At 69.3% G+C, this 24,903-nt stretch carries 15 protein-coding genes; 8 read left to right on the forward strand and 7 right to left on the reverse strand.

The genetic code is table 11. The features are described from left to right. Positions 1-73 precede the first annotated feature (73 nt). The gene (locus EPO51_RS19145) at positions 74-2,731 is read right to left on the reverse strand and encodes a TonB-dependent receptor plug domain-containing protein (protein WP_293353537.1); all 2,658 of its coding nucleotides are present in this window, start codon (positions 2,729-2,731) and stop codon (positions 74-76) included. 366 nt (positions 2,732-3,097) lie between these two features. On the opposite strand from EPO51_RS19145, the gene EPO51_RS19150 reads away from it, so the two are divergent. Further along, positions 3,098-4,045: an alpha/beta hydrolase gene (locus EPO51_RS19150; RefSeq protein WP_293353538.1), complete on the forward strand. Its 948-nt coding sequence runs from the start codon at positions 3,098-3,100 to the stop codon at positions 4,043-4,045. Continuing rightward, positions 4,042-7,377, forward strand: a complete 3,336-nt coding sequence (locus EPO51_RS19155; RefSeq protein ID WP_293353539.1) for a glycosyl hydrolase — start codon at positions 4,042-4,044, stop codon at positions 7,375-7,377. The genes EPO51_RS19150 and EPO51_RS19155 overlap by 4 nt, the downstream gene beginning before the upstream one ends. On the opposite strand, the gene EPO51_RS19160 is transcribed toward EPO51_RS19155, so the two are convergent. The 3 genes from EPO51_RS19160 to EPO51_RS19170 all read right to left on the reverse strand — a co-directional run bounded on the left by EPO51_RS19160 (position 7,374) and on the right by EPO51_RS19170 (position 11,643). Continuing rightward, on the reverse strand, positions 7,374-8,165 hold the full coding sequence (locus EPO51_RS19160) for a DeoR/GlpR family DNA-binding transcription regulator (RefSeq protein WP_293353541.1): 792 nt from the start codon (positions 8,163-8,165) through the stop codon (positions 7,374-7,376). The genes EPO51_RS19155 and EPO51_RS19160 overlap by 4 nt on opposite strands. A gap of 74 nt (positions 8,166-8,239) precedes the next feature. Further along, positions 8,240-9,532: an L-rhamnose catabolism isomerase gene (gene rhaI, locus EPO51_RS19165; RefSeq protein WP_293353543.1), complete on the reverse strand. Its 1,293-nt coding sequence runs from the start codon at positions 9,530-9,532 to the stop codon at positions 8,240-8,242. Beyond that, positions 9,529-11,643: a bifunctional rhamnulose-1-phosphate aldolase/short-chain dehydrogenase gene (locus EPO51_RS19170; protein WP_293353545.1), complete on the reverse strand. Its 2,115-nt coding sequence runs from the start codon at positions 11,641-11,643 to the stop codon at positions 9,529-9,531. The genes rhaI and EPO51_RS19170 overlap by 4 nt, the downstream gene beginning before the upstream one ends. A gap of 93 nt (positions 11,644-11,736) precedes the next feature. Here EPO51_RS19170 and EPO51_RS19175 point away from each other — a divergent pair, with 93 nt between their 5' ends. From EPO51_RS19175 to EPO51_RS19185, 3 genes are all read left to right on the forward strand, one after another. Then, the gene (locus tag EPO51_RS19175; protein ID WP_293353547.1) at positions 11,737-13,137 is read left to right on the forward strand and encodes an FGGY-family carbohydrate kinase; all 1,401 of its coding nucleotides are present in this window, start codon (positions 11,737-11,739) and stop codon (positions 13,135-13,137) included. Between the two features lie 97 nt (positions 13,138-13,234). Beyond that, entirely contained in the window at positions 13,235-14,479 is a 1,245-nt protein-coding gene (locus EPO51_RS19180) for a sugar MFS transporter (protein ID WP_293353549.1), read from the forward strand. 31 nt (positions 14,480-14,510) lie between these two features. Continuing rightward, positions 14,511-15,773, forward strand: coding sequence for a serine hydrolase domain-containing protein (locus EPO51_RS19185; protein WP_293353551.1), 1,263 nt, complete (start codon positions 14,511-14,513; stop codon positions 15,771-15,773). A 136-nt stretch (positions 15,774-15,909) separates the two neighbouring features. Here EPO51_RS19185 and EPO51_RS19190 read toward each other — a convergent pair whose 3' ends face one another. Both EPO51_RS19190 and EPO51_RS19195 read right to left on the reverse strand, forming a co-directional pair. Then, the gene (locus tag EPO51_RS19190; RefSeq protein ID WP_293353553.1) at positions 15,910-17,442 is read right to left on the reverse strand and encodes a carboxylesterase/lipase family protein; all 1,533 of its coding nucleotides are present in this window, start codon (positions 17,440-17,442) and stop codon (positions 15,910-15,912) included. Between the two features lie 58 nt (positions 17,443-17,500). Beyond that, positions 17,501-18,754, reverse strand: a complete 1,254-nt coding sequence (locus tag EPO51_RS19195) for a DUF1254 domain-containing protein (RefSeq protein ID WP_293353555.1) — start codon at positions 18,752-18,754, stop codon at positions 17,501-17,503. A gap of 213 nt (positions 18,755-18,967) precedes the next feature. Here EPO51_RS19195 and EPO51_RS19200 point away from each other — a divergent pair, with 213 nt between their 5' ends. From EPO51_RS19200 to EPO51_RS19210, 3 genes are read left to right on the forward strand one after another with little or no spacing between them, the layout of a single operon-like run. Next, positions 18,968-21,172 (forward strand): TonB-dependent receptor, encoded by a 2,205-nt coding sequence (locus EPO51_RS19200; RefSeq protein ID WP_293353557.1) that lies wholly within the window; start codon positions 18,968-18,970, stop codon positions 21,170-21,172. 12 nt (positions 21,173-21,184) lie between these two features. Then, positions 21,185-23,143, forward strand: coding sequence for a pyrroloquinoline quinone-dependent dehydrogenase (locus EPO51_RS19205; protein WP_293353559.1), 1,959 nt, complete (start codon positions 21,185-21,187; stop codon positions 23,141-23,143). A gap of 11 nt (positions 23,144-23,154) precedes the next feature. Next, positions 23,155-23,967, forward strand: a complete 813-nt coding sequence (locus EPO51_RS19210; RefSeq protein WP_293353561.1) for an EthD domain-containing protein — start codon at positions 23,155-23,157, stop codon at positions 23,965-23,967. Here the strand turns inward: EPO51_RS19210 and EPO51_RS19215 are convergent. Then, on the reverse strand, positions 23,964-24,608 hold the full coding sequence (locus EPO51_RS19215) for a GntR family transcriptional regulator (protein ID WP_293353563.1): 645 nt from the start codon (positions 24,606-24,608) through the stop codon (positions 23,964-23,966). The two genes, EPO51_RS19210 and EPO51_RS19215, sit on opposite strands and share 4 nt — an antisense overlap. Between the last annotated feature and the right edge of the window lie 295 nt (positions 24,609-24,903).

The following is a 24,903-nucleotide window of genomic DNA, read 5'->3' on the forward strand; positions in this document are numbered from 1 at the left end:
TGAGTCTCTGGGGTCTTCGGACCGCCACCGCCGCGACCGACGCGCCGGCAGCGGAACCGCAGGCGCGGACAAATCAGAACCGCTTGCGGATGCCCAGGTTGGCGAAGCGGCCGACGGTCGAGCCATTCACCTGGCGGAGCGCGCCGGGCGAGACGTTCAGGAACGGCGGGTCCTCGTTGAACACATTGTCGATGTTCAGCGAGACGCTGAGGTCCTTCAGCACCGCGTTGTCGGCCTCGAAGTTGTAGACCAGCGCGAGGTTCACCGGGGCGAAGGCGCCGGTGTGGGTCTGGGGGGCAGCCCCCGTCACGTCGTAGCCGGCGGAGTAGTTCAGTGTCGCCGAGCCCGTGAACTGGCCCACCGTCGCCCCGGCGGAGACGCTCGCGCGGAACTTGCTCGTGTCGGCGCCCAGGACGTCGATGTAGTCGGCGCCGGCGAAGGGCGAGGCCTTGCGGTCCAGGGCGTAGGTCCCGGTGACCGCGGCGAAGGCCGTGCCCCAGTCGAGCGTACGCGTGTAGCTGGCCGAGAAGTCCAGGCCGGAGGCCTTCAGGTTGCCGATGTTCTTCCGCCGCAGGTCCAGCAGCACATAGGGGCTGGTCCCGACATAGAGCGCCGCGATACTGGGCGCGCCATCGACGAACATGCCGGCGGTCTGGGCCTGGGCGAAGGCGAGCGACGGATTGATGGTGGCGAAGCTGGCGAAGGCCGGGACGGTGAACAGCGAGCCGACGCCGCCCGACGGGACGACGGTGATCGTGTTCTTCAACTTTACGCTCCAGAACGTCACGCCCGCCTGGAAGCCGGGGACCTGCGACGGCGTGAAGTCCGCGCCGATCGACCAGGTATCGGCGGTCTGAGGCTGCAGGTCGGGGTTGCCGCCGGCCAGGATGATCGTCGGCCGGAACAGGTCGGTCGGCGCCGAGCCGGGCGCCCGGAACGGGCTCACGGCTAGGATCTGGGCCCGGGTGTCCACAGCGCCGGTCTTGTCGGCGAGGCTGGGGGCGTTGAACGAGGTGCCGTAGTTGCCGCGGATCTTCAGGCCCTCGACCGGGACGAGGGTGAAGCCGATCTTCGGGTTCGTGGTCGTGCCGAAGTCGCTGTAGTCGTCATAGCGGACCGAGCCGGTGAGGGTCAGCTCCTTCACGAACGCCAGTTCGTTGGCCCCGCCGACGATCGGAACCAACACCTCGCCGAACAGCGACTTGATGTTGCGGTGGGTTTCGAGCGCGATGGCGCCGGTGAGGACGCCGGGAACGCCGTTGACCGACAGGGCGTCCGCGCCCTGGCGTTGGTATTCGGCTCCGATCGCGATCCGCACCTCTCCGCCCGGCAGCGACCAGATCGGGCCGTCGCCGATGACCCTGAAGTCGTTCAGCGTCTGCTTCGAGCGGGCGGTGTTGCCGAAGTTGGTGATCGCCTGGATCACCGCGGGGTTGGTTTGGGTCAGGTCGTACGGGTTGAGCGCCGTGGCGGTGGTGGTGGCCGCGGCCGCAGCGGCCTGGGCCGTGGTGTTGACGCCGGGCGCGTAGATCCGAGTGTCGCTCCAGCCATAGTTGTACATGGCCTTGGCCTGCCAATCGCCGCCGAACTTGAAGGTCAGCACCGGCGTGACGCCGTACTCCTCCAGCTCGGCGCGGCTCTCGGCGTAAGGGCCGAGGACGGAGGCGTAGCTGAAATCCACCGTCTGGGCGTTGGCCGCGCCGACGCGGACGAAGAACGGGTTGGCGACGGTGATCGGCACGGCGGCGCCGGCCACCTGGGCCGCCCGCGACTTGGTCAGGCGGTCGGTCCAGAAGCCGGTGACGTCGAAGCTGACGCTGTCGCTGATTGTCTGTGTGATGGACCCGAAGACGCTGTTCTGGTGCTCCTTCGGGACCAGGTCGGTGAACACCGCAAGGTCGCACAGGTTGCTGGTCCCGGGGACGCCGCCTGGCAGGGCGTAGGTGGCGCCGTTGGCGCTGATGGTGCCCGGCGAGCACCCCCGGCCGCGGAAGTCCGCGCCGCCCTGCGGACGGAAGTCCTGGCGGAAATAGTCGCGCTTGGCCGCCGACAGGTTGCTGTTGTAGCGCGCGACATAGGACACGAACGCCGAACCGGTCGCCCAGCTGGTCCCGCCGGTGACGTTGAGATCCTCGGAATGGTAGCCGCCCTTGGCGGCGCCGTAGTGCGTCGAGACCTCCCAGCCGTCGGCCTTGCGCTTGGTGATGAAGTTGATGATGCCGCCCACGGCGTCGGCGCCGTAGATCGAGGAGCCGCCGTCGGCCACCACTTCGACGCGCGCAAGGGCTCCGGGCGGGATCACGCCGGCGTCCGGAGTGGTCTGCAGGATGCCCGCGCCCACCACGTTATGGCCGTCGATCAGGATCAGCGTGGTGTTGCCGCCCGCGGCGCCGAGGTTCCGGATGTTGGGGCGGAAAATCGAGTTGCCGATCGTGGTGGGCGTCGCCGCGGTCGTGTTGAAGGCGTTCGAGACCACGGGGACCTGCGCCAGCACCTGGTTCGTCGAGACCGCGCCGATCTTCTTGATCTGGGCCTCGTCGACGCTGGTCACATTCGTGCCGACCGGCGCCACCCCGCGGATCAGCGACCCGGTGACGACGATCTCGCTGAGGGTCTCGCCCTCGTCAGCGGCGAAGCTCGGCGTGGCGCAGGCGGCGGCCAGGGCGACGACGGCGCACCCTTGCAGCCATTGGACAGCCCGGCGCGAGACGCGAAGGTGGCGTTGGAACATTGGGACTCCCCCCGTATGATCTTTATTATTCACTGCAACCTCATTGAACGCGGATTTGCAGCAGAAGGCATCAAAATCGCTCATAATGCGCCGCCGTCAAGTCCCAACTGGCGCCGCTTCATAGGGAGCAGTTTTGCCATTAGCGACCACAAGTAGCCCTTGCGAGCCTCGTGTGCGCCTCGGTCCTACGCGGCTTAGGCCGCTGAAAAGTCGCTATACTCACTTTCGATCATATGCCATCGTCTATGATCAAATGACGCCGGTGGCGACCTCAGGCGGTGAAGCGCGAGCGGATCGGCTTAGGGTGACGCAGGTATGCGGGCTCGAACCTGCACCGCGCGGACCGGTCGGAGGGAGGACGACACGATGAGGGCAGGTCGCTTGCGCGCCGTGGGGGCAGGTGTCGTCGCCGCGATCCTCCTGGGTGTCGCCGCCTCGGCGCAGGCCGCGGACCCGGCCTCGTTCCCGGTCTATGCGCAGCCGCTGCCGGAGAGCGGCGGCAACCCCGAGCGGATCGACGAGATTCCGGGAAGCGGCGGCCAGCGCATCGTGCGCAACGTCACCCAGCCCAGCCTCATTCCCTTCCTGCCCGACCCGGCGAAGGCCAACGGGACCGCAGTGATCGTGGCCCCCGGCGGCGGCTTCATGATGCTGTCCCTCGACAGTGAAGGGATCCTGGTCGCGAAGAAGCTCGCCGAGCAGGGTGCGACGGCCTTCGTGCTGAAATACCGCGTGGAGCAGACACCGCCAGCGCCGGCCGTGTTCATGGTCGAGATGATGAAGCGCATGCGGGGGCTGCAGAATCCTAAGGGTCCGGACGGCAAGCCGCTGGAACATCGGCTGCCGCCGTTCGCGACCGAGCCCCTGGCGGCCGAAGACGCCGCCGCCGCGGTCAAGCTGGTGCGCGCCCGAGCCTCGGACTGGGGCGTCGACCCCAAGCGCGTGGGGTTCGTGGGCTTCTCGGCCGGCGCCATCACCGCGGCCAACATCTCGACGGGCGAGGCGGCTGGCCGGCCGGACTTCGTGGGCATCGTTTATGGGGCGCTGGGAACGCCCGTGCCGGCCGACGCGCCGCCTGCGTTCATCGTCACGGCGGCGGATGATCCGCTGCTGCCGGCCCGGGCCTCGATCCCGATCTTCAACGCCTGGAAGGCCGCCGGCCGCCCCGCCGAACTGCACATCTACGAGCGCGGCGGGCACGGCTTCGGCATGACGCCGAAGGGCGCCAGCAGCGACCACTGGTTCGAGGAGTTCGTCTGGTGGATGGAAGCGCGCGGCCTGCTGAAGTCCGCCGCCCGGAAGGCCGCGCCGTGAGGCGCGGCGCCCTGATCGCCAGCGCCGCCCTGCTGATCGCGGCCGGACCGGTCTTCGCGCAGCCCGCGACCGATCCGTTGCTCTCCGGCTTCCAGGCGCCGCCCCAGGCCGCCAAGCCGCGGGTGTGGTGGCATTGGCTCAGCGGCAACGTCTCGCTGGAGGGCGCCAAGCTGGACTTGGCCTGGATGCAGCGGGTGGGCGTGGGCGGCGTGCATACCTTCTCGGGCGGCGGGTTCCCCGAGGCCAAGGTCGTGGACAGCCTGCTGCCGTTCATGAGCCCGGGCTGGCAGGGCGTATTCCGCGAGACGACGCAGATCGCGCACGACGCCGGCATGGAGGTCGGCATCGCCGGGTCGCCCGGCTGGAGCCAGACCGGCGGCGTCTGGGTGTCGCCCGCCGACGCCATGAAGAAATACGTCTGGAGCGCCACCGAGATCGAGGGCGGCCGGTCGTTCGACCGCCTGCTGACTCCGCTTCCCGCTGCGACCGGACCGTTCCAGGCCAAGGCGGCGCCCAGCCGAGCCAAGCAGCTCAAGGGCGACGTTCACGGCCCGGCCTTCGTGATCGCCTTCCCGACACCCGCCGCGGAGAAGGCCGCGCCCGCGTTGCTGTCCTCCAGCGCCGGCGCACTGAACCTTTCGCCGATCGCCGCGGGGGACCTTGCGAAGTCCGTCACCCTGCCGATTCCGGCCGGCGAGGCCAGTGCGTGGATCCAGGCGACCTATGCCAAGCCGACCCGGCTCTCGGCCCTGACGCTGGCGGTCGCCACCGGCGCCGGCGTCGAGCTGCGCGCCAGCGACGACGGGCGTGAGTTCCGCACCGTGGCGCGCCTGGAGATTCCCGGCAGCGCGACCATAGACCATCCGGCGCCGCAGCAGACCCTGGCCTTCCCGGCGACCACGGCGAAGGTCTTCCGGGTGGTGCTGACCGCGCGAGCGCCGCCGCCGCCGCTGCCAGATCTACCCAAAGGCTACCGGCCGTCTTCGGCGCCGCCCACGTCCTTCTCGATCGCCAGCCTCGCCTTCGAGACGGGCGCGCGCGTGCAGGCCTTCGAAGCCAAGGCAGGCTTCCAGCCGTCGATCGATCCCGACTCGGCCACGGCCCCTGCCCCCGCCGACGCGGTGATCCCCAAGGCTGGCGTGATCGACCTGACCGCCAAGGTCGGCGCGGACGGCAGGCTGCAGTGGACGCCGCCGTCCGGCCGCTGGACCGTGCTGCGGTTCGGCTGGTCGCTCACCGGCCAGACCAACGGCCCAGCGGAGGCCGAAGCCACCGGCCTGGAGGTCGACAAGCTCGATCCCGCCGCCGTGCGCCGCTACATCGACGCCTACCTCAGCCAGTACGATGCCGCGACCGGCGGCACGGTTGGCCCCGGCGGCGTACAGACCCTGCTCACTGACAGCTGGGAGGCCGGAGTCCAGAACTGGACCCCCGGCCTGTTCGCCGAGTTCCAGCGCCGCCGCGGCTACGACCCGACCCCGTTCGGCCCTGTGCTGGCGGGCCGGGTGGTGGAGAGCGCCGAGGCCAGCGACCGCTTCCTCTGGGACTACCGGCTGACGCTGAAGGAGCTGCTGGCCGACGCCCACTACGGCGTGCTGGCCAAGGCGCTGCACGAGCGCGGCATGGGCTACTACACCGAGGCCAACGGCGACACGCCACGCGCGATCGGCGACGGCATGACCATGAAGGCCCGGTCGGACATCCCGACAGCCGAATACTGGTACCGCCCGTTCGCCGCCGGTCCCGGCCAGCTCTCGCTGAAGGCCGATCTGGAAGAGGCGGCCTCCGCCGCGCACGTCTACGGTAAGCCTCTGGTGGCGGCCGAGGCTCTGACCGTGGCGGCCGGCACGGACCCCTGGTCGTTCTCGCCACGGATGCTGAAGCCGGTGGCGGACGAAATCTTCGCCCGGGGCGTCAACCGCATCATCGTCCACGACTCCCGGCACCAGCCGCAGGTCGACGCCAAGCCGGGCCTGGCGCTGTTCTTCTTCGGCCAGTTCTTCAACCGCAACGACACCTGGGCCGAGGACGCCGGGCCGTGGGTGAGCTATCTCGCCCGCACGTCCTTCATGCTGCAGCAGGGCAGGTACGTCGCCGACGTGGCCTATTTCTACGGCGAGGACCGGAACCTTACGGAGCTGATGCGCCGCCGGCTCAACACCGACGTGCCGCCGGGCTATCGCTACGACTACATCAATCCCGAGGCGCTGCTATCGCTGCTGTCGGTGAAGGACGGGCGGCTCGTGACGCCGGGGGGCATGAGCTACCGGGTGCTGTTCCTGCCGGACCACGTGACCCGGATGACCGGTCCGGCGATCCGCAAAGTCCGCGACCTCGTCGCGGACGGGGCCGTGGTGGTGGGGCCGAAGCCGGTGGGTTCGCTGGGCTTGGCGACCTCTGACGCGGAAGTCCGCCGGATCGCCGACGAGGTGTGGGGCGCGGGCGGAGCCGATGGCCACCGGTTCGGGCAGGGCCGCGTCTATCGCACGCTGACGGCGGCGCTGGCGGCGGAGAAGGTCGGTCCCGACTACGCCTTCAACACCTCGGCCAAGGATCCCGAGCTCCTGAGCCTGCACCGTCGCACCGACGACGCGGACGTCTATTTCGTCTCGAACCAGAAGGACGAGGCGCTGGACGTCGAGGCCACCTTCCGGGTGACGGGCAAGGCCGCCGAGCTCTGGCGGGCCGAGACCGGCCGCACCGAGTCGGTCAGCTACCGACTGACGCCCGACGGGACCACGGTGACGCCGCTCAGGCTCGAGGCCCACGAGGCGGTCTTCGTGGTCTTCCGAAGGCCGACCACGGCCCAGGCCTGGCAGGCGCCGGCGGCGCGCACCGACGTGCTGGCTACGCTAGCGGGCCCTTGGTCGGTCCGCTTCGAGCCGGGCCGCAGCGCGCCGGCGGAGGCGACGTTCGACCAGCTCGGCTCGTGGACGGAGTCCGCCGATCCCGGCGTGAAGTACTTTTCCGGCGGCGCGACCTACCGCAAGACGGTGAAGGCCGCCGCCTCGTGGTTCGGGCCGGGCAAGCGCGTGGTCCTGGACCTGGGCGACGTCAAGGAGCTGGCGGCGGTATCGGTGAACGGCAAGCCGGTCGCCACCTCCTGGCACGCCCCCTACCGTGTCGACATCACCGATGCGCTCAGGCGGCGGGACAACCAGGTCGAGATCCGGGTCGTGAACCTCTGGCCCAACCGGCTGATCGGCGACAAGCAGCCGGGCGCCAAGCCGATCACCTTCGCGCCGATCTCGCCCTACACCGCCACCTCGCCGCTACTGCCGTCGGGGCTGTTGGGCCCGGTCCGGCTGCTGGGCGTGCAGACCGCCCGTTAGACCGGGACGCGGATCAGGCGGGGGCCGGCCTTCTCGATCGCGGCGGCGTCGGCCTCGGAGATGCCGTCGTCGGTGATGATGATGTGGATCTCGTCCAGGCCGCAGACCACATGGCCGGCCGGTTCGGCGAACTTGCTCGAGTCCACCAGCACGATCAGTTCGTCGGTGCGGCTCAGCAGGCGCCGCTCGGCCTGCACCAGCAGCACATCGTTCTGCATCAGGCCGTGACGGCTGATGGCGGCGGCGCCCATGAACATCTTGGTGGCGTGGAAACGCTCGGTGCCGTCCTGCTCGAACGCGCTAAGCACGATGTTCTGCTCGCGGAACAACGTACCGCCCGGGATGGAAATCCGCGTGCCGGGCTGGGGCAGCAACGCGCTGACGATGTGCAGCGAATTGGTGAGGACCTGCAGCTCCAGGGTCTCCAAGTGCGCGCACATCTGCAGCGTGGTCGAGCCGCCGTCGATGATCACCGCCTCGCCGCGCCGACAGAGCTCCGCCGCAGCCCGGCCGATGGCGGCCTTCGCCCGGGGGTGGCGGCCGATGTTTTCGTGGAAGGGCACGCCCTGCAGGTGCGCGCCGCCGGGGGTGTCTACGGCGTCGCCGCCGCTGCGCAGCCGCGCCCCGCCACGCACGCGGTCGATGCGGCCGGCCTCGACCAGCCGCCCGAGATCGCGCCGCAGCGTCGCGGGCGAGGCGTCGATCCGGCGTTCGAGCTCCTGGAAGCCGATGAAGCCCCGTTCGCTCAGCAGGCGCAGAATGAGTGTCTCGCGCTCCGCGGCGTGCATCTTGTCCCTCAAAACCCTGCGGTCGGTTGTCGGCCCGTTTCCGGGGCTCCGCAATCGGCTTTGATCAGAATGCGTCAAACGATGCCAGCGCCAAGCCCCACCGCGCGGCGTTCCTGCGCCTTGCGCTCTCGCCAGCCGGATTGGCGATAGAGCTGGATCGTGTCCGCTGCGCCGCCCGCCTCGATCCGCGCCAGAGCCAGGATCGGGGTGACGTCCGTGCGGTAGCCCCGGCGCAGGGCCTGGAAGCCCATCATCACATCGTTGTCGAACTGGGCGGCGTGCAGGGCCGCGCGGTCGACGATGAGCGCCTTGGCGTAGGCCGCGCCTATGGCTTCGGCGGAGGAAAGCATGCTCTCGATCGGGTCGGTCACGTTGTGCGACTGGTCGATCATGTAGGCGGGGTCGAAGCCGTCCCGGGGATTGGCCTCGGCCTCCACCAGTTCGTTGAACACCAGGAACAGCTGGTGCGGATTGATGCTGCCGGAATCGAGGTCGTCGTCGCCGTACTTCGAGTCATTGAAGTGGAAGCCGCCCAACTTCCCGAAGCGGTGCAGGCGCGCGACGATCTGCTCGATGTTCACGTTGGGCGCATGGTGGCCCAGATCGACCAGGCACTGGGCCTTCGGGCCCAGCTGCTGGGCCGCCAGGATGCTGGAGCCCCAGTCCGAGATCACCGTCGAATAGAAGGCCGGCTCGTACATCTTGTGCTCGAGCAGCATGCGCCAGCCCTCCGGCAGGGCGCTGTAGATCTGCGCGGCGCTGTCGAGATAGCGATCCAGCGAGCCGCCCAGGTCCTGCTGGCCGGGAAAGTTGGTCCCGTCGCCCACCCAGACGGTGACCGCCGTCGAGCCCAACTGGCGGCCGATCTCGATGCACTCGATGTTGTGCTGGACGGCCTGGGCGCGCACCGCCGCATCGGTGGCGGTGAGGCTGCCGTTTCGATACGAGTGCGGCTGACCGGGCTGGTCCTGGAAGGTGTTGGAATTGACGGCGTCGAAGCCCAGGCCCAGGGCGGCCGCTTCCTGCCGCAGGGCCGCGTAGTCGGCGACCTTGTCCCAGGGGAAATGCGGTGAGACGCGGGGCGTCATCCGGCTGAGCTGCTGGACGACGGCGCAGTCCTCCAGCTTCTCGTGGATGTTGGTCGGCTCTCCGGCGATCGGGAACTTGGCGAAGCGGGTGCCGCCGCGACCGCTGCCCCAGCTGGGCAAGGCCACGGAGAAGGCCGCGACCTTGTCCTTCACCGCCTCGATGTCGACCCCCCGCCGGCCGAGCGCGCGGCCCAGGCTGTCGTACTCGTCCCGCAGGGCCTCCATACGCTCTGCGTTGTGGCTCTCGATCTGGTCGGCGGACAGGGGCTGGCCGTTCATCGGGTGAAGGCCTGGGCGTTGCCGGCGTCGACGTTGAGGATGTTGCCGGTCGACTTGCCGGACGCGTCGGAGGCGAAGAAGCGCACGGCCTCGGCGATGTCCTCCGGCAGCACGCTCCGCTTCAGCATCGAGCGGTTGCGGTAGAATTCCTCAAGCTCGTCGCCGGCGTCGATGCCGTAGGCGCTGGCCCGCTCCTGGCGCCAGTCGCCGTCCCAGATGCGCGAGCCGCGGATCACAGCGTCGGGGTTCACGACATTCACCCGGATGCCGTGCGCCGCACCCTCCAGGGCCAGGCAGCGGGCCAGGTGCAGGGACGCGGCCTTCGCCGAGGCGTAGGCCGAGGCGTTGGGCGTGGCGGCCAGGGCGTTCTTCGAGCCGATGAACACGATGGAGCCGCCGGCCTGGGCCTGCATCAGCGGGAATGCGGCGCGGCTGGCCAGGAAGTAGCCTTCCACCAAGACCCCGTAATTCTTGCGCCAGAGCTCCAGCGTCGTTTCCCCGATCGGCGCCGATGAGGCGAGCCCTGCGTTGGCGACCAGGATGTCCAGGCCTCCGAACTCGCGGGCCGTCGTGGCGAAGGCGCGGGCCACGGCCGCCTCGTCGGTGACGTCGCAGGTGTCGGCCCGCACCGCGTCGCGGCCGAACTTCTGGACCATCAGCTCGCGGATGGTCTCCAGGCCTGGCGCATTTATGTCGAGCAGCATGACGCAGGCGCCGTCCTCCAGCAGCCGCGCCGCCACCGCGCCGCCGATGCCGCCCGCGGCGCCCGTCACCAGGGCGACCTTGCCGACCAGGGCCTTGGGCTTGGGCATCCGCTGCAGTTTCGCTTCCTCAAGCGCCCAGTATTCGATGGCGAAGGCCTCGGCCTCAGGCAGGCCGACGTAGCCGCCGATGGCCTCGGCCCCGCGCATGACGTTGATGGCGTTGGCGTAGAACTCGCCGGCCAGCCGCGCCGTGGTCTTGTCGGCGGCGAAGGTGAAGCGGCCGACGCCGGGCAGCAGGACGACCACGGGATTGGCGTCACGCATCTTCGGGTCGCCCGCCTGGGCGTTGCGCTGGTAATAGGCGGCGTAGCCCTGCCGATAGGTCTCCAGGGCCGCCTCGAGGTAGCCGGCCTCGGCGACGCGCGCCGGATCCAGCGCCAGCGGCGCGATCTTGGTGCGCAGGAAGTGGTCGGGGCAGGAGGTGCCGATGGCGGCCAGCCGCTGGTAGTCCCGGCCGCCCACGAACTCCAGGGTCTCGGCGTCGTCGCTGAAATGGCCGACCTTGGAGTGGGCGCCGGTCATCAGGCCGCGCAAACGCGGCATCAACTCGGCGGCGATGGCGGCGCGCCGCTCGGGCGGCAGCGCCTCGACCAGGGCGCCGCCGAACGCCGGGGCCTTGGCCAGCCGCGCGTTCAGGTGCTGGGCGGCGCGGGCGATCAGGTCGATGGTGTTTTCGTAGCAGCCCTTGGCGTCATCGCCCCAGCAGATGATCCCGTGGCCGGCCAGCATGACGCCGCGCAGACCCGGGTTGGTCGTCACATAGTCGCGCAGGCGCAGGCCCAGGTCGAAGCCCGGACGCTTCCAGGGCAGCCAGCCCACCTCGCCGCCATAGATCTCCTGCGTCGCGGCCTCGCCGCCGGCCGAGGCGGCGAGCGCGATCACCGCGTCGGGGTGGACGTGGTCGATATGGGCGTAGGGCAGGTAGGCGTGCAGCGGCGTGTCGATCGAGGCGGCGCGCGGATTCAGGTTGAACGTGCAATGGGGGAGGTAGCCCACCATCTCGTCCTCGAAGGCGACCCCGCGATAGAGTGTCTCCAACCGCAGCAGTTTCGCCAGGTAGAGGGTCGAGAAGCCGTCCAGCTTCATCGAGCCGATGTCGCCGCCCGAGCCCTTCACCCAGAGCACGGTGGCGGCCTCGCCGGTGAGGGGATCGGCTTCTTCCAGCTTGGCCGACGTGTTGCCGCCGCCGAAGTTGGTCACCGTCAGGTCGGAGCCCAGGAGGTTCGAGCGGTAGAGCAGCAGTTCCTCGGGCGAGAGGCTCGACGCCGCGTGTGCGGACCATCGCGACGCCGGCACAAGAAATGGCAAGGCGGAGGCGGGCGCACGGGACGGCGTATGGACAGTCATGTGGAAAGACTAATCCTGGCCCTGGCCCTCTTCAATCAGTTTCGATAAAAAGCCGTCAAAATAGATCGGGGGGAAATTGTGGCGAACCACGGCGTGATCGTCCTTGATATCGGCAAGACGAACGCGAAGCTGTCGCTGTGGGGCGCCGACGGCCAGGCGCTGGCGCGCCGCTCGCGCCGCAACGCGGTGGTCGAAGCCCGGCGCTACCGCGCGCTGGACGTGGACGGCATCGAGGCGTGGCTGCGCGCGACGCTGCGCGAGTTCGCCGGGTTGGCCGAGGTCTGCGCCATCATCCCGGTTGGCCACGGGGCCGCGGCGGCCCTGGTGTCGGGCGGGGCGCCGTTCACACCGCCGATGGACTACGAAGACGAGGGTCCGGAGGCGGAGCGCGCCGCCTACGCCGGTCTGCGTGACGACTTCCGGGCGACGGGCTCGCCGGCGCTGCCGCAGGGCCTAAACCTCGGCCTTCAGCTCCACCGCCTCGAAGCGATGACCGGACCCTGGCCGGACGACCTGACCATCCTGCCTTGGCCACAGTATTGGGCGTGGCGCCTGAGCGGGGTCGCCGCCAGCGAAGTCACCAGCCTCGGCTGCCACAGCGACCTCTGGCGGCCCTTCGACAATCGGCCAAGCCAACTGGCCATCGACCGGGGGTGGGCCGATCGGCTGGGTCCGGTGCGCCACGCCGGCGAGGCGCTGGGCCCGCTCACAGCCGAGTGGGTCGCCCTCACCGGACTGCCCGCCGGCTGCCAGATCCATTGCGGCCTGCACGACAGCAACGCGGCGCTGCTGGCGGCGCGCGGGCACTCGGAGATCGGGCGCCACGACGCCACGGTCCTCTCGACCGGCACCTGGTTCGTCGCCATGCGCTCGCCGTCGCTCGACGATCCGGCGGGCGGCCTGCCGGTCCTGGACGAGGCCCGCGACTGCCTGGTGAATGTCGATGTCGCCGGACAGCCGATCCCCTCGGCGCGGTTCATGGGCGGGCGCGAGGCCGAACTGATCGCGGGTCTCGACACCTGGCATCTGACCGACGACTACGATCCGGAGGCCCTGATCGAACGCCTCCCGGCGCTGATCGCCGGCGGAGCCTGCGTGTTCCCGTCTTTCGCGCCAGGCGTCGGCCCCTTCCCCGGTCACACCGGGCGCTGGCGCCACGAACCGGAGGACCGGTCAGACAAGCGCGCCGTGCTGGGCCTCTACCTGGCCCTGATGTCCGACGCCGCCCTCGACCTGATCGGCTCACGCGAGCGCCTGCTGGTGGAGGGACGCTTCGCCGAGGCCCAGGTCTTCGTGCGCGCCTTGGCGACCCTGCGGCCGGACCAAGCGGTCCACGTCTCCAACGCCCACGACGACGTGCCCTACGGGGCGCTGCGCCTGATCGACCCCACGCTGCCGCCGAAGTCCCCACTGCAGCGTGTCGCGCCCCTGCCCTTTTCGCTCGACGCCTATCGCCAGGCCTGGCGCGAGCAGATCGCCCATGGCGGGGCCTGATCTGCAATCGATCAAAACTAACCATTTGCCTTCAAAACAGATCGCAGGCACCGTGACGGCAAGGCGTGCGTCAAGCGCCATGCAAGGGGAGACGACCATGGTCATCGAGACCGACGCCGCGCCGCCGGGGCTGGCGCGCCCGGCCGGATCCCTGCGCGGGCCGCTGTCGATCGCCATCGCTTGTTTCGTGGTCTGGGGCTTGGCCTATGGACTGCTGGACGTCCTCAACAAGCACTTCCAGGAGACACTCCACGTCGGCAAGGCGCAGTCGACGTGGCTGCAGATGGCCTACTTCGGCGCCTACCTGACCATGAGCGTGCCGGCCGGCCTGCTGCTGCAGGCCCGCGGCTACAAGTTCGGCATCGTCTCCGGCCTGGTGGTCACCGCCGGCGGCGCGCTGCTGTTCATCCCCTCGGCGGAGGCGGCGAGCTTCCCGTTATTCGTCGGCTCGATGTTCGTGCTCGCCGCCGGTCTATGCGTGCTGGAGACCTCCGCCGACACCTACGTCAACGTGCTGGGCCCACCCGAAAAGGCGACCCAGCGGCTGAACCTGGCGCAGTCGTTCAATGCCCTGGGCGTGTTCTTCGGCCCGCTGATCGGCGGCGCGCTGTTCTTCGCCGAGGAACCCGGCGCGACCTCCGCGGGCGGTGGCCAGGGGGCGGTCCAACTGACCTATTTCGTGATCGCCATCGCGGTGATCGCCTTCGCCGCCTTCGTGTCGTTCTCCCGCCTGCCGGAAGTCCGCGAGGCCAGCCATGAGGCGGCCGACGGCTCGGCGGTGGGCCGGTCCGCGCTTTGGTCCCGCAGTCACTTCCGGCTCGGCGTGCTGACCCAGGCGCTCTACATCGGCGCCCAGGTCGGCATCGGCGCCTTCTTCATCAACCTGGTCACCGAGACCTGGCCGGGCCTCACCTCGCGGGGCGGCGCCTATCTGCTGTCCATCGCCACCGCCGGCTATCTGATCGGCCGGTTCGTGGCGACCGGCCTGCTGCTACGCTTCGCGCCGCGGGTGATCCTGACGCTCTATGGGGTGATCAACGTCGCCCTGTGCCTGGTGGTCGCCGCCGGTGTCGACCAGGTCTCGGCCATCGCCCTGATCGGCGTGTTCTTCTTCATGTCGACCATGTTCGCCACGATCTTCACCCTGGGCATCGCCGACCTCGGTCCCGACACCAAGCGGGGCGCCTCGATGATGGTCATGGCCATCGGCGGCGGGGTGCTGCTGCCCTATCCCATGGGCCGGATCGCCGAGCTCTACGGCACGCCCTCGGCCTTCCTGCTGCCGGCCGCCTGTTTCGCCCTTGTAGCCTTCTACGGCTGGCGCGGCGCCAGGCCGGCCTGATGTTCCCCGTTCTCGATTGATGAGCAGTTCCATGATCTCCCGCCGACTCGCGCTGGCCGCCATGACCGCCGCGGCGCTCTGCGCCTCCCCCGCCGTGGCCGAGCCACGCCTGCCGGCGGTTGACGCCGTGCTCCAGCCCCTCGTCGATCAGGGCCTTTGGAGCGGCTCGGTGATCCTGGTGCTCAAGGACGGCAAGGTGGTCCACAGCTCGGCCGCCGGAAAGCGCGACCAAGCCACCGGCGATCCGATGCGGCCGGACACCATCTTCCGCGCCTTCTCGATGTCCAAGCCGATCACGGCGGTCGCGATGATGATCCTCTACGACCAGGGCAAGTGGCGGCCCGAGGATCCCATCACCAGATTCCTGCCGGAACTGGCGGGGGTGAAGGTGTTCAAGGGCATGGGCCCGGACGGCAAGCCGATCCTGGAAGCGCCGGCCCGCATGCCCACCATGCGCGAGCTGATGACCCACACCGCCGGCTTCAGCTATGGCATGGGCCGCGGCTACGTCGATGACCAGTACAAGGCCCTGAAGGTCATGGACGCTCCGGACGGCGAGACCTTCATCGCCCGGCTGGCCCAGGTTCCGCTCGCCTACGAGCCGGGCACACAGTGGATGTACAGCGCCTCGGTCGATGTCCAGGGGGCCATCCTCCAACGCATCACCGGCCAGCGCCTGGACGACTTCATGCAGGCGAAGATCCTCGGCCCCCTGAAGATGAGGGACACCGGCTTCGTCGTCCCACCGGAGAAGCGGTCGCGGTTCGCCAACCTCTACCTGCTGAGCGGCGGCAAGCTGGGCCCGATGCCGCCTGGGTCGGGCCTGTTCTACAACACCTATGAACAGCGGCCGGGCTTTCCGTCCGGCGGCGGCGGAATGGTGACGACGGCCGGGGACTATGCGCGGTTCGGCCAGATGCTGCTGAATGGCGGGACACTGGGCCGCGCCCGGATCATCAGTCCGGCGGCGGCGAAACTCATGACGAGCAACCAGCTTCCGGCCGCCGTCGTCGACAAGGACTTCACCAACGGCTGGCAGCGCCTGCGCGCCGGCTACCAGCACGGCTACGATGGCGTGGTCGTGACCGATCCGGTGAAGGGCGCCACCGCGATGGGCAAGGACAGCTACATGTGGGACGGGGCCGCCGGGACCTGGTTCTGGGTCGATCCCGAGCGCAAGGTCGTCTTCGTGGGCATGATCAATCAGTTCAACTTGCAGAAGCTGCCCAACCACGAGGAACTCAGCCAGCAGGCCATCGCCAAGGTCTGGCCTTCGAGCCAGGCCCGGCAGTGAGCCCAAGAGCTCACGCTCCGAACATCCATCAAGGCTCCAGACCACGCTCCGGGATCATCGGAACGCCCGCACTCCGCCTCAACCGACAGCCTACTCGCCGGGGGAGGAAGTTGGCTTCGGGGCCTGGAGCGCGCAGTTAGAATTCGCGGCTGGGAGGCCGTGTCGCGTCACGAACAAGCAAGTCGAGCGCCGCAGCGCGTCCGACCCTGCGCGCGCCGCTCTGAGCCGAGAACTCCATCTGTATGTCGTCTGCGGGATCGTAGGCCGGCCACGGAGAAGCAGGACCGCAATCCGGTTGACCGGCCTTTGCGAATGACACCCAGCAGGCGGATATCATCTCGGACACAGCCTTGTCCTCGGGAGTCATCAGTCGCGAAAGCACGGGCGTGGCTTCCCACGACTTGAAAACGTAGGGGATTTCCGAGCCGTGGTTCGCGCCCGGAACCGCTGCCCGCCGGGCCGCCGCGACATACGAGAAATAGTAGAGATAGCTGGGCTGCCCCTTCGCCGTGGCCGACGCGATCCACCGCGACGGCGCGACGAACACCGCATCTCCCAGCGCCTGGCGGGTGAATTCCGCGTCGGACGTCTCTGCGCCGTAGAGCGGGCGCAAGGCGCTCATTCGGTCCCCGACCGCGGCCGCAAACGCGCCGGCCGGCACGCCAAGGGTCGACAGCACGCTGGCCTCGTTGGAGTTGGCGCCGACGATCAGCGGCACGTCCAGGGCGCGCCCGGCGCTAAACGCCCGCCACGGCGCCTCTGTGACCAGCCGGCCGTCAATGAACGGGCCGAAGCCCAGCCCCCCTTGCAAGCCGCCTTGCGCGGTGACCCAGTCCTGCGCCGGCCGGGCGCGCAAGTCGTCGATCGAGGCGTCCGCCGGGAGCCCGAGCCTTGTCCCCGCCGCCTCGCCGCGTCGGGAGATCTCCGCCAGGCTGGCCGGCTTTTGCAGGCCGCCGCCGGATTCGACGATCGCCCGGGTGAACAGGCCCTTCGCGGCGGGGTTGGCCAGGAGGTAGATGAGGCTGGAGCCGCCTGCGCTTTCGCCGAAAGCCGTGACATTGCGCGGATCGCCGCCAAACGCGGCGATGTTCGCCTTCACCCAGCGCAGGGCCGCGAGCTGGTCCATCAGGCCGTAGTTTCCCAGCGGCTCACCGGGCGGCGCAGTAGCGGTGAGCGACGGGTGGGCGAAGAAGCCGAGGAGGCCCAGCCGATAGTTGATGGTGACAAGCACCACGCCCTGCCGGGCCAGCGCCGCGCCGTCGTAGACAGGCGCCGCGCCATAGCCCAGGCGGAACGCTCCGCCATGGATCCAGACCATCACCGGCAGATTCCGCGCGCCCTTCGGCGCGTAGATGTTCAACGTCAGGCAATCCTCACTTTGTGCGGGCGGCGCGCCGGCTCCGCCATCGCCACGTTCGGGCTGCGGGCACGCAGGGCCCGCGCGGTCGGCGGGCCGGACGCCAGGCCACGGCGCTGCAGGTTGCGGCGGGCGCCAGCGCAGGGGGCCGATGGGCGGCGCTGCAAACGGGACGCCCTTCCAGGCCGAGACGCCGTCCGCCGTGACGCCTGCCACGGCGCCGGCCGCCGTGTGGACCGTCTGCGCGACAGCCTGGCTGGCGGCCAAAGCCATGAGAGCTGCCGCGCAGGCGGCCAGGCCAAGTCGGTTCATCGTCATCGTTCCTCGCGGGTTCGGCGTCGCACCTTCGATGCGCATGCGTGGGGCGTCGTCATGCCACCGCCTGCAAAGGCGGCAGACGCCACCGCCGGCGCCGCAGCTCGGGTCGTGGCATGTAGGCGCGAAGCGCCAGGCGCATCGGGCCGGCCGGCGCAGGCAACCAGTTCGCGGCGAGAACGCCATCCGGCGGTTCGTGCTGGATCAGGATATCCAGGCTGCCGTCCGCGGCGACCACCAGACCGGGCGTGCGATCCCCGATGGCGTAACGATGAATCGGATTGTCCGCGAAGAAGAACCGCCCGTCCGGTTCGGCGGCGTACATGGAGAGCGACCAGAAGGCGTCCGCCGGCACGCCCCCGGCCGGGACGCGCCAGCGGTGGGCCCGGCGCCCGTCGAGAAGGGTCCCGTCGGCGGCGCGCGTCGCGTGGAAGTACATCGCCTCGGCCTCACCCAAGGCCGCGATGCCGCCGAGCGCGACGGCGGCGCGTAGCCGATCCTTGGTCCCGAATTCACCCACGCCGGGTTCCTGGTAGCTCCAGCCGTCGACAACCAAGTCCCGGTACTGGAACGCCTCCTGCAGTTCGGCGAGCCCGGCGGGGATCCAGGCGTTCCATGCGGCCAGCAGGTCCGCATCCGGTGCGCGGGATGTTCCGACCCCGACGGAGGAAAAGCGGGTCGCGCGCGCAAGCTGGCTCCCGCCGCCGGCGGAACGGGCCAAAACCTCGTTCACGACCGCCAGGAAGTTCGCGCCGTCGGCGGCATGAGTGGCTCGATTGGACCAGGGGCCCGGCGGCGGGCGGCCCGCCGGCGCAACCAGGGCAATCTGGCGCTGCAGCGCCTGCGCCGCAGGCAGGTCTCCAGGTCCGTCGACGAGAATGCGGGCCAGCATCCAGACATCGTTGGTGGGCGCGCGGATCACCTGCGCGCCGCGCGGGGGCGCTCCGCGCCAATGGGGACCGACGACCCAGAACCGACCGCCGCGCCCATGCGTGGCGCGGGCGCCGACATAGGCGAAATTGTCGGTGAAGGCGTCCATGAACGCGACGCAGAAATATCGATCGCGCTCGGTTGGGATGATCAGGTCCAACGGGCCCCCCGCGAGGTCCAGGAACGCCGACGAATATATGGTGTCGTTGTTGGGACCACTCACCTGGCGCGCGCGGTGGTCCAACAGCTGCGCGCGGTGCGTGATCGTGTTGAGGCCGCCGGTCCCGCCCGCCGCAGCCGTGCGCTCCTGAGCGATCCGGGCCATTTCATAGAGCGGGAAGGCATAGAAGAACGCCGGCCTGAGGCCGTCCGCCGTCACAGGCGCCCTGGCCGCCGCTGCGCCGCGAACGGCGGCGAACGCCGCGGCGCCTCCGCCCAGCATCACGCCCCGCCGATCCACCTGGCCCATCATTCGATCGCGCCTCGCACCCTCACATTATTGTCCGAACAATCCCTTTCTATTGTTTCCTCAATATTGCTATAGGGCGGGACAAGAATGGTCGCCACGCGGGCGATACGAGGGGGGAGACAAATGTCAGCCATCATGCGCTGGGGTGTGGCGGGGGCCTTGCTGATGGGCTCGCCCGCGGCAGCACAGACCATCGCCGACGACACAGTCGTCACCGAACTGGTCGTCACCGCGCGCAAGCGCGAGGAGCGTCTTCAGGATGTGCCGGCGGCCGGCAGCGTCCTGACGGGTGAGCGGGTCCAGGAATCGGGCGGCGCCACCGACCTGCGCAACCTGGCCACCCTGCTGCCGGGCGTGAGCCTGGTCGACAACGACAACGTCAACAGCGAGTTCGCCATCCGCGGAGCCGGCCAGGCCGGGCGGAACGTCAACGCCGACTCTGCGATCGCCCTGATCCGCAACGGCGCACAGGTGACGGGCGGCAACATCGGCGGTCGGGGCTTCGCCCGCATGGACCTGTTCGACGTCGGCCAGATCGAGGTGCTGCGTGGGGCGCAGGGCTCGCTCTACGGCGCGAATGCCGTGGGCGGGGTCATCTCGGTGGCGAGCGAGGCGCCCGGCCGCGAGTTCTCCGCGCAGCTTGAGGGCGGCTACAACTTCAACATGGAGGGGATCAACGCCGTCGGCATCGTGAACCTGCCGCTGAACGACGTGCTCGCCCTGCGGGTCGGCGTCGATATCACCGAGGAGTACGGCGGGCGGGTCTACAACACGTTCCGCAAGGAGAATGTCGACGGCGGCGACTACCGTGGCGCCCGCGTGGCGCTGGCCTTCACGCCGGACGACGCCTTCCGCGCCGTCCTGACCCTGGATGTTTCGCGACTGGATGACCCAGTGGGCGCCCAAGTCGACATCTCGCGGCGCAAGTACCCGGCGATACCCGAGACCTACGACTATCAGACGCAGACCGAGGCGAACACCAAGCAACGGCTCCGGCAGAACGTCGCCAACGGCAACCTCGTCATCAACGCCGACCTGGGCGCGGTGCAGCTCACCTCCAGCACAAACATCCGATGGCGCGACTCGCTGGCCATCGCCGACGACGACGGCCGATACCCAGGCGCCCCGCTGCTGGCGAACGGCCAACCGAACATCGCGGGCGGCGCCACGTGCCGCAACAACAACTGCTATTCGACCATCGCCGACCAGGTGAACGTGTTCTACCAGGAGGTCCGGCTCAACGGGACCTGGGGCGCGCTCGACTGGACCGCCGGCGGCGACTTCCGCAAGCTCAGCGACAGCTACATCGTCGTCAGCCTCGGGCGCATGAACGGCGCGGCGCCCGTCCCGGCCTCGTATGCAATCCTGGACAGCGACAACCGAACGGTCGGCGCCTTCGGGACCGGCGCCTACAAGATCACGCCGACGGTGACCATCGAGGGCAGTCTCCGGTGGACGCAGGACCAGAAGGAGCTGTTCGGCGGCCTGTCCAACGGCGCCCCCATGGTCGGCAGCATCCCGAAGCGCGAACGAACCTTCGTCAACTGGACCTATGGCGGCTCGCTCAGCTGGCGGCCGACCACCCGCCTCAATCTCTATGCCCGCTTCGCCACCGGCTTCCGCGCGGGCGGGTACAACCGCGACTTCGGCACGTCGAACGTCCTGCCGGGCGCCCCGGCGACGCCGCTGGCCTATGACGAGGAGAGCAGCAAGGCCTACGAAGTGGGCGTCAAGTACGAGATGTCACGCGCCCTGCAGGTGAGCGCCGCTGCGTTCAAGACGGACTACGACGACGTCCTGGTGAGCGACACCGGCACGCGCTTCGCGGCGCAGGGCGGCGGGCAGTTCATCTATCTGGACAACCTCGGCGACGCGAAGGCCGATGGGGTGGAGATCGAGCTGAACGGCATCCTCGCCCCGCCCGTGATCGGGGGACGGTTCGTCTACACGCTTTCGGGAACCTGGCTCGACTCGAAGATCCGCTCGCCCATCGGCATCATCGACGGCAACAAGCTGAACGGCGCGCCGGACTTCGCGATGACCGCCAACGCCACATGGTCGCGACCGATCGCCGGAAGGATCGAGGGCTTCCTCAACGCCAACTACAAGGGCGAGTGGGACGGCTTCTACAACATCACCAATCTGCAGAGCCGGGATCAGAACCGCGATTTGTCCCTGCGCGCCGGCATTCGCCATGGAATGGACTGGGAAGTGGCGCTGAAGGCCTCCAACGTCCTGAACCAGCGCTACGAGTTCTTCTACGGAACGGGCTTCCTCGCGGCGACGCCGGGGCCGGAGTACATCCTGCAGTTCCGCAGCCGGTTCTAGGGGAGGGCGACGATGGAGCCTGACCGCTCGGGGCCGCGGATCGATCGGCGGCGGCTACTGGCCGCCGGCGCAAGCCTGCTCGCCCTCGGCGCCGCGCCGCTGGCCCAGGCCGCCTCCCCGCGTCGACCCGGCGAGTGGCCCGCCTATGGCGCCACCAACGCAGGCACGAAATATTCGCCGCTCGACCAGGTCGACGCCAGCAACGTGGCGCGGCTGCAGTTGGCCTGGGAGTGGCGCTCGCCGGATGCGGAAGTCCTGGCGGCCAATCCCCAGCTGCGGCCGGGCGAGTTCCAGGCGACCCCCATCATGGTCGATGGGGTGCTCTATGTGTCCACGGCCATGTGCCAGGTCGTGGCGATCGAGGCGGCGACGGGCCGAACGCTGTGGCGCTTCGATCCCGAGACCTGGCGGCACGGCCGCTTCACCAGCAAGGGCTTCCAGCATCGCGGCGTGGCCTATTGGGCTGAAGGCCGCGACCGTAGGGTGCTGATCGCTACGGGCGACAACCGGCTGATCGCGCTGAACGCCGCCACAGGCGCGAAGGTCGCGGGCTTCGGCGTGGACGGCGAGGTCGACCTGGGCCGCGTCGGGCTGCAGCGCAAGCTGGCGGCCGATCCGGTCGACCTCTTCGGAACCACCTCGCCTCCCATCGTCTGCCGCGACGTGGTCGTGGTCGGCCAGTACATCCACGATCGCGAGGTGATCTCGGAGATGCCGCCGGGGGACGTCCGCGGCTTCGACGTCCGCACCGGCGCCCTGAAGTGGACCTTCCACACAATTCCGATGAAGGGCGAACCGGGCTACGAGACCTGGGCGGCGGGCACGGCCGAGCGAAACGGCAACGCCAACATCTGGGCGCCGATGAGCGCCGACGACGAGCTGGGGCTGGTCTATCTGCCGGGCACCTGCCCGACGAACAACTTCTATGGCGGCCGGCGCGGCGGCGACAATCTCTACGGCAACAGCCTGATCGCCCTGGACGCGACCACTGGAAAACGCCGCTGGCACTACCAGTTCGTCCATCACGACGTCTGGGACTACGACCTCCCCTGCGCGCCCAACCTTGTGGACGTCACGGTCGATGGCCGGCGGATCAAGGCGGTGGCCCAGGCGACGAAGCAAGGCTTCCTGTTCGTCTTCGACCGGCGCACCGGCAAGCCGGTATGGCCGATCGAGGAGCGGCCGGTCCCCCAGAGCACGATCGCTGGCGAACAGACGTCGCCGACCCAGCCCTTCCCGACACGGCCGAAGCCGTTCGAGCCCCAGGGGATCGGCGAGGCCGACCTGATCGACTTCACGCCGGAGCTCAATGCCGAGGCAAAGGCGATTCTCGAGACCTATGTGGGCGGGCCGCTCTATACGCCTTACGGGACCAAACCGACGATCACCCGACCCGCGTGGGTCGGCGGCGCCAACTGGGGCGGCGCCGCCGTGGACCCCGAGACAGGCGTCATCTTCATTCCGTCGCAATCCTCCATCGCCGCCATGGCGCTGGACCCGGACGGCGAGCGCAAGGCGGCCGCCAACGAGACCGAAGAGATCGCCGGCAGCGCGCGGGTCGTGACCGGGCCACGCGGCCTGCCCCTGACCAAGCCGCCGTACAGCCGGATCACGGCCATCGACCTCAATACGGGCGAGCACCTTTGGAGCCGCCCGAACGGTCCCGGCGCCACCGACTCGCCGGCGCTGGCGCCCTTCAAACTCGGATGGATCGGCTCGAACCAGCGGGCCGGACCGCTGGTCACCCGCACGCTTCTGTTCGTTGGGGAAGGCCCCCACGACCCGCGCTACGGCAAGAAGATGCTGCGCGCCTACGACAAGCGCACCGGCGAGCTGGTCGCGGAGATCGCCCTGCCCGGCTACACCCTCGGCCCGCCGATGACGTGCCTCGCGGGCGGGCGGCAACTGATCATTTGCGGCATGGGCTTCCGCAGCGAGCCGCACCGGCTCGTAGCTCTGGCCCTGCCATGAAGGAGGCATTCATGTTGGACGCTCTAAATCGTCGCGCCGCCCTGGGTTTGGGCGCGGCGGCGCTCGCAGCCGCCGCGGCGACGCCCGCCGCCGCCGTCGGCGCCATGAAACACTACATCCTCATCGACCTGAAGCCGGGGGTCGACCAGCTGGTCCTCGACCGCTGGTACATGACGTTCCACGCTCCCCAGGTGCGCCGGGCGTTCAAGGCGTGGCAGCGCAACTACGTGTCGTTCCGCAGCTACCTCCCGCCCGACGAGGCGAAGAAGGCCTATCCCCTGCTCTATGGGCGGATGACTGAAATCCAGTTCGATAGCCTGGCCGATTTCCAGGAGACACGGCCGAACAACCTCTACGGCGGCCTTCAATCGTTCACGCCCCCACCGGGCGGCTGGAAGGCGCCGCCTTTCGAGTCCACGACGGCGTCGATCCCGGTGAACCCGCAGCATGTCTATGTGAATGGAGACACCCCCCCAAAGGAGAACCCCTACCTCCGCTGGATCATCTTCTTCCGCTATCCGAAGGGTGCGCCCCTGGAGCAAGGCGACGCCTGGTATCGCGACGTCTACGCCCCGCAGGCCGCCAAGCTGCCGGGCGTGAGGCGCTACGCCAGCTACGAAACGCTCGCCAAAGCGGCGGAATACCCAAGGGTCGCCGAGTTCTGGTTCGACGACTACGCGGCCTGGAAGGCGGCGTTCCTGACGGCGCCGAAACTGCCCGCGCCGCCGTGGGGCGGCAGCGGACTCTTCGTGGAGGCGATATCGATGTTCATCGGCGAAAACCCGGACATCGACTTCGTCAACGACCGGCGATCCATCCCCTAGGCGGGGTCCGGCGGACCGCCACGGGCGATGACGGCCTGGGTGACCTCCTGCTGCATGCGAAAGATGATCCGCCGCGCCGCATCCGACGCGGCGTCGGCGTCCCGCGCCTCCAGCCCCGACGCCAGCCGGCGCCATTCATCGACCGGCCCTACGAAGCCACGCTCGTCCAGGCCCAAAGATGACAGATGCCAGCGGGCCTTGCGGTGGGAGCCCGCCAGGATCGCCCGTGCGTCGGGACCGGCGTGCCGGCTGATCATGCTGCCGATCTCCACACCCTCCTCGACCCGCCAGGCCGCCGATTGCGACGCGGCGGTCTCGACGAGGTTGCGGATGCGGGCCACGATCTCGGCGAGGTCGCTGTCGGACGCCCGGAAACAGGCATACCGTGCGGACATCCCGAACAGCGCGGCGCGGATCTCGAACTGATCGAAAAGTTCGAAGGCGGTCGGCGACGAGACCCGCGCACCACGGAACTTCTCGACCTGCACCAAACCATCCGCCGCCAGGTGTCGCAGCGCCTCGCGGATGGTGGCCCGGCTCACGCCCATCGCCTCGGCAAGCGCCACCTCGCGCAACGGCGCACCTGGCGCGCGCTCACCCGCCTGGATCTCGGCGCGCAGCGCCTGCGCGACGTCCTTCACACGGCTGCGCCCGGAATGAGCGGTCGGAACGGCTATCGTCATGCAAGTTCAATAGTCGAAGGCAGTAACGGATGTCGCCCAGATTGTTCAGACATTCTGGGGGATTGCGCGCCGTCGCTCTCCACGGCAGCGCCGCCGTCCGCAGACCGATCACGCCATCACGACAGCACCCTTGCGGACGGGACCTGCCATACGTCTTTGACGCTGATCCCCTGCCGCTGGAAGCAGTGGCGCACCGCGCTCTGCGCATGCCCTACCTCACCGACGCCTCGGCTTGGGCGGCCTCGCGCTTGGG

This window comes from Phenylobacterium sp. (assembly GCF_004297125.1).
Classification (GTDB): domain Bacteria; phylum Pseudomonadota; class Alphaproteobacteria; order Caulobacterales; family Caulobacteraceae; genus Phenylobacterium.

What these genes read in the sequence shown, in the direction of transcription:
- EPO51_RS19145 (WP_293353537.1), bottom strand. Translation starts at nt 2,731, where the DNA reads ATGTTCCAACGCCACCTTCGCGTCTCGCGCCGGGCTGTCCAATGGCTG.
- EPO51_RS19150 (WP_293353538.1), top strand. Translation starts at nt 3,098, where the DNA reads ATGAGGGCAGGTCGCTTGCGCGCCGTGGGGGCAGGTGTCGTCGCCGCG.
- EPO51_RS19160 (WP_293353541.1), bottom strand. Translation starts at nt 8,165, where the DNA reads ATGCACGCCGCGGAGCGCGAGACACTCATTCTGCGCCTGCTGAGCGAA.
- rhaI (WP_293353543.1), bottom strand. Translation starts at nt 9,532, where the DNA reads ATGAACGGCCAGCCCCTGTCCGCCGACCAGATCGAGAGCCACAACGCA.
- EPO51_RS19170 (WP_293353545.1), bottom strand. Translation starts at nt 11,643, where the DNA reads ATGACTGTCCATACGCCGTCCCGTGCGCCCGCCTCCGCCTTGCCATTT.
- EPO51_RS19180 (WP_293353549.1), top strand. Translation starts at nt 13,235, where the DNA reads ATGGTCATCGAGACCGACGCCGCGCCGCCGGGGCTGGCGCGCCCGGCC.
- EPO51_RS19185 (WP_293353551.1), top strand. Translation starts at nt 14,511, where the DNA reads ATGATCTCCCGCCGACTCGCGCTGGCCGCCATGACCGCCGCGGCGCTC.
- EPO51_RS19190 (WP_293353553.1), bottom strand. Translation starts at nt 17,442, where the DNA reads ATGAACCGACTTGGCCTGGCCGCCTGCGCGGCAGCTCTCATGGCTTTG.
- EPO51_RS19200 (WP_293353557.1), top strand. Translation starts at nt 18,968, where the DNA reads ATGTCAGCCATCATGCGCTGGGGTGTGGCGGGGGCCTTGCTGATGGGC.
- EPO51_RS19205 (WP_293353559.1), top strand. Translation starts at nt 21,185, where the DNA reads ATGGAGCCTGACCGCTCGGGGCCGCGGATCGATCGGCGGCGGCTACTG.
- EPO51_RS19210 (WP_293353561.1), top strand. Translation starts at nt 23,155, where the DNA reads ATGTTGGACGCTCTAAATCGTCGCGCCGCCCTGGGTTTGGGCGCGGCG.